Annotated in this window: 11 protein-coding genes; 4 read left to right on the plus strand and 7 right to left on the minus strand. The window is 69.8% G+C overall.

The window, feature by feature from the left end; genetic code table 11:
• The first annotated feature begins 19 nt into the window (after positions 1 to 19).
• A complete protein-coding gene (locus WAE60_RS15490; RefSeq protein WP_337687455.1) occupies positions 20 to 2470 on the plus strand; it encodes an ATP-binding protein in 2451 nt (816 codons plus the stop codon).
• Between the two features lie 97 nt (positions 2471 to 2567).
• Positions 2568 to 5072 carry a PAS domain-containing protein gene (locus WAE60_RS15495; protein ID WP_337687456.1) on the plus strand — a complete coding sequence of 835 codons (2505 nt, stop codon included), beginning with the start codon at positions 2568 to 2570 and terminating at the stop codon, positions 5070 to 5072.
• 4 nt (positions 5073 to 5076) lie between these two features.
• Here WAE60_RS15495 and WAE60_RS15500 read toward each other — a convergent pair whose 3' ends face one another.
• The 5 genes from WAE60_RS15500 to folK form a co-directional block, all read right to left on the minus strand.
• Positions 5077 to 7314 (minus strand): bifunctional (p)ppGpp synthetase/guanosine-3',5'-bis(diphosphate) 3'-pyrophosphohydrolase, encoded by a 2238-nt coding sequence (locus tag WAE60_RS15500; RefSeq protein ID WP_337687457.1) that lies wholly within the window; start codon positions 7312 to 7314, stop codon positions 5077 to 5079.
• Positions 7315 to 7409: 95 nt separating this feature from the next.
• Complete coding sequence (gene rpoZ, locus WAE60_RS15505) at positions 7410 to 7769, minus strand: DNA-directed RNA polymerase subunit omega (RefSeq protein WP_007671240.1); 360 nt, start codon at positions 7767 to 7769, stop codon at positions 7410 to 7412.
• A gap of 154 nt (positions 7770 to 7923) precedes the next feature.
• Positions 7924 to 8523 (minus strand): YdeI/OmpD-associated family protein, encoded by a 600-nt coding sequence (locus WAE60_RS15510; RefSeq protein WP_029912493.1) that lies wholly within the window; start codon positions 8521 to 8523, stop codon positions 7924 to 7926.
• 58 nt (positions 8524 to 8581) lie between these two features.
• A complete protein-coding gene (locus tag WAE60_RS15515; RefSeq protein ID WP_029912490.1) occupies positions 8582 to 10630 on the minus strand; it encodes a M13 family metallopeptidase in 2049 nt (682 codons plus the stop codon).
• Positions 10631 to 10818: 188 nt separating this feature from the next.
• Positions 10819 to 11337: a 2-amino-4-hydroxy-6-hydroxymethyldihydropteridine diphosphokinase gene (folK, locus tag WAE60_RS15520; protein ID WP_051695624.1), complete on the minus strand. Its 519-nt coding sequence runs from the start codon at positions 11335 to 11337 to the stop codon at positions 10819 to 10821.
• 14 nt (positions 11338 to 11351) lie between these two features.
• Here folK and WAE60_RS15525 point away from each other — a divergent pair, with 14 nt between their 5' ends.
• Complete coding sequence (locus tag WAE60_RS15525; protein ID WP_337687458.1) at positions 11352 to 11957, plus strand: NYN domain-containing protein; 606 nt, start codon at positions 11352 to 11354, stop codon at positions 11955 to 11957.
• A 2-nt stretch (positions 11958 to 11959) separates the two neighbouring features.
• Positions 11960 to 12637, plus strand: coding sequence for a uracil-DNA glycosylase (locus tag WAE60_RS15530; RefSeq protein WP_029912481.1), 678 nt, complete (start codon positions 11960 to 11962; stop codon positions 12635 to 12637).
• Between the two features lie 50 nt (positions 12638 to 12687).
• On the opposite strand, the gene WAE60_RS15535 is transcribed toward WAE60_RS15530, so the two are convergent.
• The gene (locus WAE60_RS15535; RefSeq protein ID WP_337687459.1) at positions 12688 to 13638 is read right to left on the minus strand and encodes an SMP-30/gluconolactonase/LRE family protein; all 951 of its coding nucleotides are present in this window, start codon (positions 13636 to 13638) and stop codon (positions 12688 to 12690) included.
• A 14-nt stretch (positions 13639 to 13652) separates the two neighbouring features.
• Positions 13653 to 15143, minus strand: coding sequence for a glycerol kinase GlpK (glpK, locus tag WAE60_RS15540; RefSeq protein WP_337687460.1), 1491 nt, complete (start codon positions 15141 to 15143; stop codon positions 13653 to 13655).
• Positions 15144 to 15311 lie beyond the last annotated feature (168 nt).

The raw sequence follows: 15311 nt of genomic DNA on the forward strand, positions 1-15311 counted from the left end.
TGGAACCCTCGTGGACCTCATGCCTCTCGACAGGAGCCTGACGCTCGCCCAGGTCTTCCCGGGCGACAGCGACATGGCGCGCCGGATGCGCGAGGCGGACTGGTCCGACTCGCCCCTGGGCCCGCCCGAGACCTGGCCCACCGGCCTGAAGACGCCGCTGGCCATGATGCTGACCTCGCGGTTCGAGATGTGGCTGGGCTGGGGCGACGACCTGCGCTTCTTCTACAACGACGCCTACATCCCGACCCTGGGGATCAAGCATCCGACGGCCCTGGGCCGGCCGTTCCACGAGGTCTGGCGCGAGGTCTACGCCGACGTCGAGGCCCAGGTCCATTCGGTGCGCCAGGGCGTCCCCACCTGGAACAAGGCCTTGCTGCTGCTGCTCGAGCGCAGCGGCTATCCCGAGGAGACCTACCACACCTTCTCCTACAGCCCGCTGCGCGAGGGGACCGACATCAAGGGCTTGATGTGCGTGGTCACCGAGGAGACCGAGCGGGTGATCAGCGAGCGGCGGCTGGGGACCCTGCGTCGCCTGGGCGAATGCCTGATCGGCGCGGTGACCCACGACACCGTGCTGCAGGGGATCTGCGACGCCCTGGCGGCCAACACCGAGGATTTCCCCTTCGCCCTGGCCTATGTGAGCGACCCACTGGGCGGGCTGGTCGGTTGCTCGGCCACCGAGGAAGGGCGCGACCTGCTCCAGCGTCGTTGGCCGCTGGAGGACATCGGCCCGGCCCCGGTCCAACTCCGCCTGCCCCAGGGGACCTATCCGACGGGCGCGTGGTCGATCCCGCCGACCGAGAGCCTGATCGTCCCGATCCCCAGCGCGCACGGCGAGCCGGCGGCGATCCTGGTGCTGGGCCTCAACCCGCACCGTCGCGACGACCAGGGCCTGCGCGACCTAGCGACCCTGGTCGCCGACCGCGCGGCCGGGGCCTTCGCCCAGGCCCGCAACGTCGAGGACGAGCGGCGACGGTCGGACCGCATCTGGACCAACGCCCGCGACCTGATGGTGGTGGTCGATAGTGACGGCGTCTTCCAATCGGTCAGCCCGGCCTGGACCCGCATCCTGGGTCATCGCGTCGAGGACGTGGTCGGCCGTCGCATCGCGGATTTCGTCGTGAACGAGGACGCCGTCGTCACCGACCACGCGCTCGAGGCGGTCTTCCACGGCTCTCAGGTCACCGGCTTCGAGAACCGCTACCGCACCCTGGACGGCGGCGTGCGCTGGATCTCGTGGAACACCGCCTTCGAGGACGGCCTGGTCTACGGCTACGGCCGCGACATCACCGACGAGAAGCAGCAGGCGCAGGCGCTGAAACAGGCCGAGGAGGCCCTGCGCCAGGCCCAGAAAATGGAGGCCATCGGCCAGCTGACCGGCGGCGTCGCCCACGACTTCAACAACCTGCTGACCGTGATCCGCTCGTCGGCCGACCTGCTGCGCAGCCGCGACCTGCCGATCGACCGCCGCCGCCGCTACATCGACGCCATCTCGGACACGGCCGACCGCGCCGCCAAGCTGACCAGCCAGCTGCTGGCCTTCTCGCGCCGCCAGGCCCTGAAGCCCGAGCACTTCAACGTCGCCACCAAGGTCGAGACCCTGGGCGACATGCTGCGGTCGATCCTGGGCGCGCCCATCCGGCTGGACATCTCGACCCTGTGCGAGGACTGCTTCGTGGAGTCCGACATCAACCAGTTCGAGACCGCCCTGATCAATCTGGCCATCAACGCCCGCGACGCCATGGACGGCGAAGGCCTTCTGGCGGTCCGCATCGACGCGGCCGACGCGATCCCCGCCATCCGCGGCCACGCGGCCAGCCGCGGCGACTTCGTCACCGTGGCCGTGGCGGACGGCGGCTACGGCATCGCCGAGGACGACCTCGCGCGGATCTTCGAGCCCTTCTTCACCACCAAGGAGGTGGGGCGAGGCACCGGCCTGGGCCTGAGCCAGGTCTATGGCTTCGCCAAGCAGTCGGGCGGCGACGTGGCGGTGGAAAGCCGCGTGGGACACGGCTCGACCTTCACCCTCTACCTGCCCCGCACCCGGCGCGTCGAAAGCGCCGCCGACGCCTCGCGCGCACCGCTCCGCAGCCGCCATGACGGGCGCGTCCTGGTGGTCGAGGACAACGCGGCGATCGGCGAGTTCGCGACCCAGCTGCTGCAGGACCTGGGCTACCGCACCGAACTGGCGTGCAACGCGGTGGAGGCCCTGGCGCGGCTGGAGGGCGGCGCGACGTTCGACATCGTGTTCAGCGACGTGGTCATGCCCGGGATCGGCGGCGTCGAGCTGGCGCGGATCGTCAAGGCGCGCTGGCCCTCGACCCGGGTGGTGCTGACCAGCGGCTACAGCCACGTGCTGGCCACCGACGCCCATCACGGCTTCCCGCTGCTGCACAAGCCCTATTCGGTCGAGGAGCTGTCGCACACCCTGCGCCTGGCGGCGACGAACGAGCCTGCGCCGGTCGGATAGGATTTTCGGGAACCCATCGCCAAGCTAAGCGTCATAGCCGACGGGCGGCGCGGGGTTCATGGCGTCGGGAAAGCCGTAGAGGCCTGGGGCGGGTGTCGTGACCATCAAGGATGAGGCCGAAGGGGCCGAGCAGGAAACGCGGGAGGCGCGACGACTCCAGGCGCTGCGCCGCTACGAAATCCTCGACACGCCGCGCGAAGCCGCCTTCGACGAGATCGTCCAGCTGGCGGCCGAGATCTGCGGCGCGCCCATCGCCGTGGTCAACCTGATCGACGAGGACCGGCAGTTCTTCAAGGCCGAGGTCGGGCTGGGCGTGCGCGAGACGCCGCTGGAGACCTCGTTCTGCGCCAAGGCCATCCTCGAGGACGACTTCCTGCTGGTGCCGGACGCCACGACCGACGCGCGGTTCCAGGGCAATCCGCTGGTGACGGGCCAGCCGGGCCTGCGCTTCTACGCCGGTGCCCTGCTCAAGACGCCCGAGGGCCTGCCGATCGGCACCCTGTGCGTGCTCGACACCGAACCCAAGGCGCTGACCGCCCTGCAGCAGCGCACCCTGCAGGTTTTGGCCCGCCAGGTGATGAGCCAGCTGGACCTGCGGCTGTCGCTGCGCAAGCGCGACGAGGACGCGCGGCAGTACCGCACCCTGTTCGACTCGATGGACGAGGGTTTCTGCATCATCGAGTTCTTCGACGGCCCGCACGGGCCGCTCAGCGACTATGTCCACGTGGACGCCAACGCCGCCTACGCCCGTCACGCCGGCATCCCCGACGTGGTCGGGCAGAAGCTGCGCGAGATGGTCGGCGACGAGGCCGACAGCTGGGTCGAGCGCTACGGCGCCGTGCTGCGGACCGGCCAGCCGATCCGCTTCGAGCAGGAGCTGATCGCCACCGGCCGCCACCTGTCGCTGTCGTCGTTCCGGATCGAACCGCCCAGCCGCCGGCAGGTGGCGGTGCTGTTCCAGGACGTCACCGAACGCCGCAAGGCCGAACTGGCCCTGCGCCAGCTGAACGAGACGCTGGAGGCCCGCGTCGCCTCCGCCCTGGCCGAACGCAGGATCCTGGCCGACATCGTCGAGGGCACCAACGCCTTCGTCCAGGTGGCCGATCTCGATTTCCGCTGGCTGGCCATCAACGGGGCGGCCGCGCGCGAGTTCGAAAGGATCTTCGGGCTTCGGCCCAGCGTCGGCGACAGCATGCTGGACCTGCTGGCCGACCAGCCCGAGAACCAGGCCCAGGTGCGCGAGGTCTGGGCCCGCGCCCTGGCCGGCGAGGAGTTCGTCGAGGTCGCCGAGTTCGGCTCGCCCGACCGCGACCGCCGCTGCTACGAGATGCGGTTCGGCGTGCTGCGGGACGAGCACGGAGAACGGACCGGCGCCTACCAGTTCGTCTACGACGTCACCGAGCGCCTGCTGGAGCAGGAGCGGCTGAAGGAGGCCGAGGACGCCCTGCGGCAGGCCCAGAAGATGGAGGCGGTGGGCCAGCTGACCGGCGGCCTGGCCCACGACTTCAACAACCTGCTGTCGGGCATCGCCGGCTCGTTCGAGATGATCGGCACGCGGCTGTCCCAGGGCCGCACCCACGACGTCGAGCGCTACCTGGCCGCCGGCCAGGGGGCCGCGCGGCGGGCCGCCGCCCTGACCCATCGCCTGCTGGCCTTCTCGCGCCGCCAGACACTGTCGCCCAAGCCTGTCGTGATCAACCGGCTGATGACCGAACTGGTCGACCTGGTGCGGCGCACCGTGGGGCCCTCGATCGCCGTGGAGACCGTCGCCGCCGCCGGCCTGTGGCCGACCCTGGTCGACGCCAACCAGCTGGAAAACGCCCTTCTGAACCTGTGCATCAACGCCCGCGACGCGATGCCGGACGGCGGGCGCATCACCATCGAGACCGGCAACACGTGGCTGGACCGCCGCGCCGCCGCCGAGCGGGGCATCGAGCCGGGCCAGTACGTCACCGTCTGCGTCAGCGACACCGGCGTGGGCATGGACAAGGCGATCCAGGAGCGGGTGTTCGACCCCTTCTTCACGACCAAGCCCCTGGGCGAAGGCACGGGCCTGGGCCTGTCGATGGTCTACGGCTTCGCCAAGCAGTCGCACGGCCACGTCCGCATCTATTCCGAACTGGGCCACGGGACGATGGTCTGCGTCTACCTGCCCCGCCATTTCGGCGACGAGGAGATCGAGGAGGTCCTTCCCCTCGCCCCGTTCCCCCAGGCCAGCGCCGGCGAGACCGTGCTGGTGGTGGACGACGAGCCGACCATCCGCATGCTGATCATGGATACCCTGGCCGAGCTGGGCTACGCCTGCGCCGAGGCGGCGGACGGCCCGGCGGGCCTGAAGGTCCTGCAGTCGGAAGCGCGGATCGACCTGCTGATCACCGACGTGGGCCTGCCCGGCGGCCTGAACGGCCGCCAGGTGGCCGACGCCGCGCGGGTGCTGCGCCCGGACCTCAAGGTGCTGTTCATCACCGGCTACGCCGAGAACGCGGTCCTCAACCACGGCCACATCCAGCCCGGCATGCAGGTGCTGACCAAGCCCTTCGCCGTCGCGGACCTGGCCGGGCGGGTGGATCGGATGCTGCGCGCCAAGTCGACGGCGGAGTGAGGCCCTAGCCCCGCGTCCGGTCCACGGTCTCGACCGTCGGGCAGGTGCGCAGCGCCGCCGAGATGTTGGTCAGGTGCTTGGCGTCCCGCACCTCGACGTCGATGTCGACGTCGAAGAAGTCGCTCTGGCGGTGGTGCATGCGCAGGTTGACGATATTGCCGCCGGCCTCGCCGATGATCGTGCAGACCTGGCCCAGCACGCCCGGCGCGTTGCCGATCGTGGCGTGCAGGCGGGCCAGCGACACGGTCTCGCGCTCGGCCTCGGGCGTCCAGTTCAGGTCGCGCCAGAGGTCCTCGCGGTCCTCGTATTCGGCCAGCTTGGGGCAGTCGATCGTGTGGACGTCCAGGCCCTCGCCGTCCTCGCGCACGATGCCGACGATGCGGTCGCCCGGCACCGGGCTGCAGCAGTGGGCGAAGTGCAGCGACACGCCGGGGGTCAGGCCGCCGCCGCGCACATAGAGCCGGGCGGCCGTGGCGCCCTCGATCTTGCGGCGCGCGGTGGCCTCGGCCATCACCGCGTCCTTCATGCCCGGGAAGGCCGTTTCCAGCACCTGGCCGGGCAGGACCCGGCCGCGTCCGACGGCGTCGAACAGCCCGTCCTCGGTCTCCAGGGCGAAGCGCTCCAGGATCGGCCGCAGCGACACGTCCTTCAGCTTCTTGCCGGCCCGTTCGAACACCTGCTCCACCGAGGCCCGGCCCAGGCGCAGGAACTCTTCCTTCTCGGTCTGGCGGATGTGGCGGCGGATGGCCGAGCGGGCGCGGCCCGTCACCGTCAGCGAGCGCCAGTCCGGCGGCACCACGGGCTTGGAGCCCCGCACCACCTCGACCACGTCGCCGTTGTTGAGCAGGGTGCGCAGCGGCTTGAGCTCGCCGTTGATCTTCACGCCGATGCAGGTGTCGCCGACGCTGGTGTGGACCGCATAGGCGAAGTCCAGGGGCATGGCGCCCCGCGGCAGGCTGACCAGCTTGCCCTTGGGCGTGAACACGAACACCTGGTCCAGGAACATCTCGAGCTTGGCGTGCTCGACCAGTTCCTCGGCGTCGCCGCCGTGCTCCAGCACCTGGACCAGCTGGCGCAGGTTGGCCAGCGGATCGCGGCCGCCGGCGGCCTCCATGCCTTCCAGGTCCAGGCCGTACGAGGCGTCCTTGTAGCGGAAGTGGGCGGCCACCCCGTCCTCGTTGACCCGGTCCATGGCCTCGGTGCGGATCTGCATCTCGATGCGCATGCCGCGCGGCCCCACCACCGTGGTGTGCAGCGAACGGTAGTTGTTGCGCTTGGGGGTCGAGATGAAGTCCTTGAAGCGGTCGGGCACGCTGGACCAGGCGCGATGCACGACGCCCAGGGCGCGGTAGCAGTCTTCCTCGGAGTCGACGATCACGCGGAAGGCGTAGATGTCGGACATCTGCGAGAAGCCGATCGACTTGCGCTGCAGCTTGCGCCAGATCGAATAGGGCGACTTCTCGCGGCCGAAGACCCGGGCCGGCAGGCCGGCCGATTCCAGGCGGGCCGAGATTTCCTGGCTGACCAGGGCCACCGCCCCGCCCTGCTCGGCGCGCAGGGTGTCCAGGCGCCGGATGATCGCGTTGCGGGCCACCGGATTGGTGTGCTCGAACGAAAGCTCCTCCAACTCCGTGCAGATGCGATGGCAGCCGATGTTGCGGGCCAGGGGCGCGTAGATGTCGCGCGTCTCGCGGGCGATCCGCTCGCGCTTGGCCTGGCTCTTGATGAAATGCAGCGTCCGCATGTTGTGCAGACGGTCGGCCAGCTTGACCAGCAGGACGCGGACGTCCTTGGAAATGGCCAGGATGAACTTGCGCAGGTTCTCGGCCTGGCGGGCGTGCTCGGCCTGCAGCTCCAGCTTCGACAGCTTGGTGACGCCCTCGACCAGCTCGGCGATCTCCTCGCCGAACAGCTTGGAGATCTCCTCCTTGGTGACCGGGGTGTCCTCGATCACGTCGTGCAGCAGGGCCGTGACGATGGTCGCGGTGTCCAGCCGGTATTCGGTGAGGATGCCGGCCACCTCGATCGGGTGGGCGTAGTAGGGGTCACCGCTGGCCCGGGTCTGCGAGCCGTGCATGCGCATGGCGTAGACATAGGCCCGGTTCAGCAGGGCCTCGTCGGCCGTCGGATCGTAGGCGTGGACGCGCTCGATCAGCTCGTACTGGCGGAGGAACTTCTGGCGCGGCTTGGGCGCGGGGGTCGGCGCCGGGCCATCATTGGCGGGGGGAGCGGCCGGGGCCACAGACGACGACGCGCCCGATCCAGGATCGGGCGCGCGTTCGGACGGAGCGGCGGCGGGCGCCGCTTCAAGGATCAGAGGGTCTGCGCCGTCGGGGCTCAGTACCGCTCCTCCTGACCGCCGTCGCGGTCGCTCTGCAGGGCGCGAACGAGTTCGAGTTCGCTCATCTGCATGTGGGTGGGATCGGCCAGCAGGGCGAGGGTTTCGGCCTCTTCCTCGGCTTCGGTGTGCTCATCGACGCGTTGCAGCGTGGTGATCAGCTGTTCCTTGAGGCCCTCGTGATCGACCACGTCGTCGGCGATCTCGCGCAGGGCGACGACGGGGTTCTTGTCGTTGTCGCGATCGACGAGCAGCGAGGCGCCGGCCGAGATGCCGCGCGCCCGGTGGGCGGACAGCAGGACCAGAGCGAAGCGGTTCGGGACCTTCTCGACGCAATCTTCGACGGTGACGCGGGCCATGAATTCCTCGGGCTATGAGCCTTGGTTATCGCAAAATAGGGTCTCGGGCGGCGTTACACAACGCCGCATCGGTAGAGTCCCGGCTTTCGCGAGGGGGCGCTTATGCCGTGTTCGTCGGGAGAAGTCCAGCGGAACGGCGCGGAGGCGCCCCGCCCTAACGGTTCTTCTGCGGATGGATCGTCTCGCCGCGCTCCAGCATGGCGACGAAGGTCTCGATCTTCTTCCTGCGGCCGGCCTCGGTCTTCATGTTGTGGGTGCGGAAGGCCAGGGCGAAGCGGTTCTGCGCCGACAGCTTGGCCAGCATCGCCTTGGCCTTCGGACTGGCGTCGATGGCGGCCTGGAGATCGTCGGGGATCTTCATGTCCTTGCCGGCGGCGTAGGCGCGGTCCCAGCGGCCGTCGGCCTTGGCCGCCTCGACCTCGCGCAGGCCGTGCGGGGTCATCCGCCCCTCGTCGACCAGGCGGGCCACGTTGTCGACGTTGATCTGGCTCCAGATGCTCTTGCGGCCGCGCGGCGTGTAGCGCTGGAGGAAGCTCTTGTCGTCGAAGGCCTTGCGGACCGCGTCAATCCAGCCCCAGCACAGCACCACGTCGATCGCCTGCTTGGCGGTGATCGACGGCAGGCCCGAGTCCACCTTGTGGATCTTGATCCACACCTCGTCCTCCTTGTCGTGGTGACGCGACAGCCAGTCATGGAAGGCGTCGGCGTCGACGAATTCGCGGACGTGGGCGGGATCAACCTTGATCGGGGCCATCGGCGGTTCTCGGGCAAGAGCGTCCCGGGCGCGAGGCCCGGGACTTGAAGGACCTGCCCTACCAGACCTTCACGCGCTTTTCTGGCGGCAGGTACAGGGCGTCGCCCGGCTTGATGTCGAAGGCGGCGTACCAGGCGTCGAGGTTGCGGACCGTGTCGGCGCGGTACTGGTCGGGGGCGTGGCCGTCGGTGACCAGCTGCTGGCGCAGGGCCTCGGGCCGGTCATAGCCGCGCCAGCTCTGGGCGAAGGCCAGGAAGAACCGCTGGTCGCCGGTCAGGCCGTCGATCACCGGGGCCGGCTTGCCGCCCAGCGAGGCGTGGTAGGCGTCCAGGGCCGCGGCCAGGCCGGCGACGTCGGCGATGTTCTCGCTCAGCGTCTGCTTGCCGTTCACGGCCAGGTCGGGGAACGGCTTGTAGCCGTCGAACTGGTCGGCCAGGGCCGTTCCGGCCTTCTGGAAGTGGTCGTAGTCGCTGGGCGTCCACCAGTTGCGCAGGCGTCCCTGGCTGTCGAACTGGGCGCCCTGGTCGTCGAAGCTGTGGCTGACCTCGTGGCCGATCGTGGCTCCGGTGCCGCCGTAGTTGGCCGCCGGATCGAACTCGGCGTCGAAATACGGCGACTGCAGGATGGCGGCCGGGAAGTTCAGGCCGTTCAGCATCGGCAGGTTCACGGCGTTGACGGTCTGGGGCGTCATCACCCACTGGCCGCGATCGACCGGCTTGCCCAGCTGGCCGATCCAGTAGGCGGTCTCGAACTTCTCCGAGCGCTGGACGTTGCCGACCGGGTCGCCGCGCACGATCTCCAGGGCCGAATAGTCGCGCCATTTGTCGGGATAGCCGACGCCGACCTTCAACACCTCGACCTTGCGGCGGGCCTCGGCCTTGGTCGCCGGGTCCATCCAGTCCAGCCCGTCGATGCGACGCACGAACGAGGCCTTGATGTTGTCGACCATCGACGCGACCTCGGCCTTGGACTGGGCCGGGAAGTACTGCTCGACATAGAGTTTGCCGACCACCTCGCCGAGCACGGCGTTGGTCGAGTTGACCCCGCGCTTCCAGCGCGCCGCCAGCTGCGGCGTGCCCGACAGCGCGTTGCCGTAGAAGGCGAAGCGCTCGTCCACGAACGCCTCGGGCAGCAGGTTCGAATAGTGGTCCAGGTAGTGGAAGGCCAGGTAGTCCTTCCAGGTGTCGACGCTCTCGCCGGCGGCGGCCTGCCCGAGGCCGACCACCATGGTCGGATGCCAGACGATGAAGCGCGGCTGGTCGCCCAGGCCGGCGGCGGTGAAGAAGGTCTTCCAGTCCAGCCCCGGGGCCTTGGTCGCGAAGTCGGCCTGGGTCCAGCTGTTGTTGGCCTTCTGGACGTCGGCGCTGTCGGCGCGGCTGCCCGAGGCCTGGGCCAGCTTGGTCTCCAGCGCCATGATCCGGGCGGCCTTGGCCTCGGCGTCGGCGACGCCGCCCAGGGCCAGGACCTTGGCGATGTGGGCCTGATACTTGGCCCGGACGGTCTTCATCGCGTCCTTGTCCGACAGGTAGTATTCGCGGTCGGGCATGCCCAGGCCGCCCTGCAGCAGGAACGGCGCGTACTTGCTGGTGTCGTCGAACGCCGGCGAAGCCCACAGGCCCAGGACGTTGTCGGTGTAGAAGTCGGTGGCGTTCAGGGCGTCGACGTCGGCGCGGACGTTGCCGCCCAGCACCTTGGCCAGGTCGGTGCGGGTCTTGATCGCCGCGATCCGCGCCAGGCCCGCCTGCATCGGCGCCAGCCCGGCCTTCTCGATGGCCGCCTCGTCCATGTAGCTGGCGTAGTAGTCGCCCACCTTCTTGGCGTCGGCGTTGCCGCCGGCCTTGGCCGCGTCCTGGATCAGGTCGACCGTGCGCTTGGCGGTCTTCTCGACCAGGATGGCGCCGACGCCGTAGCTGCTGCGGTCCGGCGGGATCGGATTGGCCTTGATCGCCGTCCCGTTGGCGTAGGTCCAGAACTCGTCGCCCGGCTTGATCGAGGTGTCGAAGGCCGACTTGTCGACGCCGCTCTTCAGGTCGGCGGCGAAGGCGGGCGCGGAGGTCAGCAGCGCGCCGACGGCGGCGCAGGCGAGCAGCGTACGGGTGAAGGTCATGAAGGATGGTCCCCAGGGGGCGCGGGCGCGAGGGCGCTCAGCACGATTTGGCGCGGACTATCGAACCGCCTTGGCCGGGGGGCGAATTAAAGTTTGGCAATGTCGCTGAAGCGGTTGGGGACACGCACAAGTGCATGTCCCCGTCGGAGCCGCGGCCGGGGACATGCGCATGCGCGTGTCCCCAAGTCTCACACAGGTCTCGCGTCCGTTCCCACCGAGGCGGTCGTAGTCAAATCCACCGCCGTCCGTCGGCTGACCGGGTGCCGCCACTCCGGCGCGATCTGGGCCAGAGGTCCCGTCACGAACAGCCGCTCGTGCGCCCGGGGATGCGGGACGACCACCGCGCCCTCCAGCACCGTCCGGCCGTGGGCGATCAGGTCCAGGTCCAGGGTGCGCGGAGCGTTGGCCTCGGCGCGGACGCGGCCGAAGCGGGCCTCGATGCGGTGCAGGGCCGCCAGGGTCCCGTCCGCCGTCAGGGCCGTCTCGACCAGCGCCACGCCGTTCAGATAGGCCGGCGCCGTCGGGTCGGGCCAGGCGGCCGAGGTCCACCAGGACGAGCGCGCGGTCACCGCCAGCCCCTCGGCCGCCAGGGCCTCGACGGCCGCTTCCAGCAGGGCCTCGCGACTCGGGTATGATCCAGGCAGGCTGCAGCCCAGGGCGACCACCACCGCCTGGTCCAGTCCATTTTGATCGAGCTGATTTTTCAAGGAATTCCGATCACGTGACCTTCTACCCGACCGAGCGCCTGGCGCTGTTCATCGACGGGGCCAATTTCTTTTCGGCCGCCAAGGCCCTGGGCTTCGATATCGACTACCGCAAGCTGCTGGACGAGTTCCGCAAGCGCGGGGTGCTAGTGCGCGCCTATTACTACACCGCCATCGCCGAGAACGAGGAGTATTCCCCGATCCGGCCGCTGGTCGACTGGCTGGACTACAACGGCTTCACCCTGGTGACCAAGCCGGCCCGCGAGTTCACCGACAGCCAGGGCCGCAAGCGCTGGCGCGGCGACATGGACATCGAGATCGCCGTCGACATGCTGGAGATGGCCGCCACGGTCGACCACCTGGTGCTGTTCTCGGGCGACGGCGACTTCCGCGCCCTGGTCGAGGCCGTCCAGCGCAAGGGCCGCCGGGTCACGGTGGTCTCCACCATGAAGAGCCAGCCGCCCATGACCAGCGACGACCTGCGCCGCCAGGCCGACAACTTCGTGGACCTGGCCGACCTGGGCAACATCATCGGCCGGCCGCAGGCCAGCCGGAACCCCCTGCCCCGCTTCGTCACCGATCCGGCGCGCGGCGCCGAGCGTGATCAGGACGACGAGGACTAGTCATGGCCCAGCACTCCAACATCCCCGGCGAGGTCGTCCCCTCGCCCGCCGAGCCGCCGCGCGACTGCCCGCTGTGCCCGCGCCTGGTGGCCTATCGCCGCGAGAACCAGGACCTGTATCCCGACTGGTTCAACGGCCCCGCCCCGTCGTTCGGCGACCATGAGGCCCGGCTGCTGGTCGTGGGCCTGGCCCCCGGCCGCAAGGGCGCCAACCGCACCGGCCGGCCGTTCACCGGCGACTATGCCGGGACCCTGCTCTACGACACCCTGATCAAGTACGGCTTCGCCACCGGCAAGTTCGAGGCCCGGCCCGACGACTCCCTGAAGCTGATCGGGGCGGCGGTGACCAACGCCGTCCGCTGCGCCCCGCCCGGCAACAAGCCCGAGACCTCGGAAGAGAACAACTGCCGGCCGTTCCTGACGGCGCGACTGGAGATGTTCCCCAAGCTGAAGGCCATCGTCACCCTGGGCGACGTCTCGCGCCGCAACCTGCTCAAGGCCCTGGGCCTGAAGGCCTCGGCGGGCCTGCCCGGCCACGGCACGGAGTTCCAGGCGGGTCCGTATCGGGTGTTCAACAGCTATCACTGCTCGCGGCTGAACACGAACACCGGCCGGCTGACCACGCCGATGTTCGAGGAGCTGTTCGCCCGGGTGAAGGCGTATCTGGACGCCAATCCCTAGGCGCCGAGCCCGCTGATGGGGACAGTCGCATGCGACTGTCCCCAGCCGGTTCACCAGACCAGACCCGTCGTCTTCAGCCGCACCCGCGCCAGGGTGTGGTTCGAGGCCAGGAACAGCGTCGAGCCGTCCTCGCCGAACGCGCAGTTGGCGATGGCCGTGCCGGTCTCGATCACGCCGATCAGCTCGGCCTCCGGCGTCAGCACCAGCACCCCGCCCGGTCCCGTGGCGTAGAGCCGGCCCTCGGTGTCCAGGCACATGCCGTCCGGCAGGCCCGGGCCGCCGGCGGCCCGCAGCGGCATGGCGTCAAAGAACACGGCCTTGCCCGTCGGCAGGCCGTCCGGCCCCAGGTCGTAGACCACCAGCTCAGGTCCGTCGGGATCGGAGACCGAGACGTACAGCCGGCGCTCGTCCGGCGACAGGGCGATCCCGTTCGGGTAGGTCAGCTCGGCGTCCAGCAGGTCCAGGCCGCCGTCGGGACGCAGGCGATAGACGCCGTTGAAGTCCAGCTCGCGCAGCGGCGAGGCGTTGCGGCCCTTCAGGCCGTAGGTCGGATCGGTGAAGTAGATCGCGCCCGACTTGGCTACCGCCAGGTCGTTGGGGCTGTTGAACCGCTTGCCCTGCCAGCGGTCGATCACGAAGGTCTTCTTCTTCGTCTTCAGGTCGATCCGGGCCAGGGCCCGGTTGCCGTGGTCGCAGGCCAGCAGGAAACCGGCGGCGTCCAGGGCCATGCCGTTCTGGCCCGGCTCGGCGAAGGCGTCGGTGGGCGGGCCGTCATAGCCGGACGGGTTGAGGAACTCGGACAGGCCGTCCGTCTCGCTCCAGCGGTACATGACGTTGCCCGGCACGTCCGAGAACACCAGGTAGCCGCCGTCGCGGACCCAGACGGGCCCCTCCGACCAGACGAAGCCGTCGGCCAGTTGCTGGATCCGGGCGTCCGGCGCGATCACGGCGTCGAGCTTCGGGGAGAGGCGGTGGATCCGGCCGACGATGGGGTAGGTCATCTGGGAACTCGTACTCACGAACGCACTCTGGGCAAGGCGTCGAGCCACCGCGCATAGGCCTCCTCGCGGACGTTGACGCTGACGCCCGGCGTCAGCATCTCCGCCTCGGGACGCGCCTGGACCGCCTCCTTGACCGAGGCGTAGACCCCCGCCCCGACCCCGGCGAACAGGGCCGCGCCCAGGGCCGTGGTCTCCTGGTAGCTGGCGCGGTGCACGGGGATGCCGGTCAGGTCGGCCAGGCGCTGGCTGAACCAGGCGCTCTTCGCCATGCCGCCGTCGATGCGCAGGGCCGCGTCCTCGAAGGCCGAGGGCGCGTCGGCCCGCATGGCCTCGATCAGGTCGCGCCCCTGGAAGACGCAGCTGTCGAAGGTGGCCTGGGCGATCTCGGCCAGGCCGGCGTCGCGGGTCAGGCCGAACACCGCGCCGCGCGCCTCGGCGTCCCACCAGGGCGCGCCCAGGCCGGTGAAGGCCGGCACCACGACCACCCCGTGGCCGTCGCGCGCCGAGCGGGCCAGGGCCTCGGCCCCACGCGGGCCGCCGGTGACGCCCATGCCCTCGTTCAGCCACTGGATCGCCGCCCCGGCCACGAAGATCGAGCCTTCCAGGGCGTAGGTCGTGCGGCCGCCCACCCGGGCCGCCACGGTGGTCAGCAGGCGCGAGGCGGAATGCGGACGATCCTCGCCGGTGTTGACCAGCATGAAGCCGCCGGTGCCGTAGGTGACCTTCATCTCGCCGGGCCGGATGCAGCCCTGCCCCATCAGCGCCGCCTGCTGGTCCCCGGCCACGCCGCGGATCGGCAACGGCCGGCCCAGGATGTCGGCCGTCACCTCGCCATAGTCGGCCGCGCAGTCCAGCACGGTCGGCAGCAGGGCGCGCGGCACGTTCAGCAGCGCCAGCATCTCGTCCGACCAGGCCTGGGCCTGGATGTCGAACAGCAGGGTGCGCGAGGCGTTGGTGGCGTCGGTGGCGTGGACCCGGTTGCCGGTCAGCCGCCAGATCACCCAGGTGTCGATCGTGCCGCACAGCAGCTGGCCGGCCTCGGCCCGGGCCCGCGCGCCGGGCACCTTGTCCAGGATCCAGGCGATCTTGGTGCCCGAGAAATAGGGATCCAGCAGCAGGCCCGTGGCGGCGGTGACGGCGGGTTCGTGACCCGCGTCGCGCAGGCGGTCGCAGACATCCGCCGTGCGGCGGTCCTGCCAGACGACGGCCGGATGGATCGGGCGGCCGGTGGCCTTGTCCCACACCACCACCGTCTCGCGTTGGTTGGTGATCCCCAGGGCGGCGATGTCGGCGGCGTCGCGGTCGCACTTCTCGACCGTGTCGCGCAGCACGCCCACGCAGGCGGCGTAGATCTCCTCGGCGTCGTGCTCGACCCAGCCGTCGCGGGGATAGCTCTGGCGCAGCGGCCGGCTGGCGTCGCAGACCGGCTTGCCGTCGGCCTGGAACAGGATGGCCCGGGTGCTAGTGGTGCCCTGATCGAGCGCGAGGATCAGAGGTTGGCCCATGCGTCTTTCGTCTCCCTCGCCGTGCTTCCGACGGTCTTGTCCTGCGGCATCGCGACGCTTGTCATCGCCCTGCGTGGATTCACCTGTTTAAGCATGTTTTCATCTGACGCCGCCAAGGTCCGTCTTGGTTAAGCTTGGATTTCGAGGAGGCTGGTTGAGCCAGGCCGC

The sequence above is a fragment of the Caulobacter sp. CCG-8 genome, from assembly GCF_037402475.1.
In the GTDB taxonomy this organism is placed as follows: Bacteria; Pseudomonadota; Alphaproteobacteria; order Caulobacterales; family Caulobacteraceae; genus Caulobacter.

What these genes read in the sequence shown, in the direction of transcription:
- WAE60_RS15490 (WP_337687455.1), top strand. Translation starts at nt 20, where the DNA reads ATGCCTCTCGACAGGAGCCTGACGCTCGCCCAGGTCTTCCCGGGCGAC.
- rpoZ (WP_007671240.1), bottom strand. Translation starts at nt 7,769, where the DNA reads ATGGCCCGCGTCACCGTCGAAGATTGCGTCGAGAAGGTCCCGAACCGC.
- WAE60_RS15510 (WP_029912493.1), bottom strand. Translation starts at nt 8,523, where the DNA reads ATGGCCCCGATCAAGGTTGATCCCGCCCACGTCCGCGAATTCGTCGAC.
- WAE60_RS15515 (WP_029912490.1), bottom strand. Translation starts at nt 10,630, where the DNA reads ATGACCTTCACCCGTACGCTGCTCGCCTGCGCCGCCGTCGGCGCGCTG.
- WAE60_RS15530 (WP_029912481.1), top strand. Translation starts at nt 11,960, where the DNA reads ATGGCCCAGCACTCCAACATCCCCGGCGAGGTCGTCCCCTCGCCCGCC.
- WAE60_RS15535 (WP_337687459.1), bottom strand. Translation starts at nt 13,638, where the DNA reads ATGACCTACCCCATCGTCGGCCGGATCCACCGCCTCTCCCCGAAGCTC.
- glpK (WP_337687460.1), bottom strand. Translation starts at nt 15,143, where the DNA reads ATGGGCCAACCTCTGATCCTCGCGCTCGATCAGGGCACCACTAGCACC.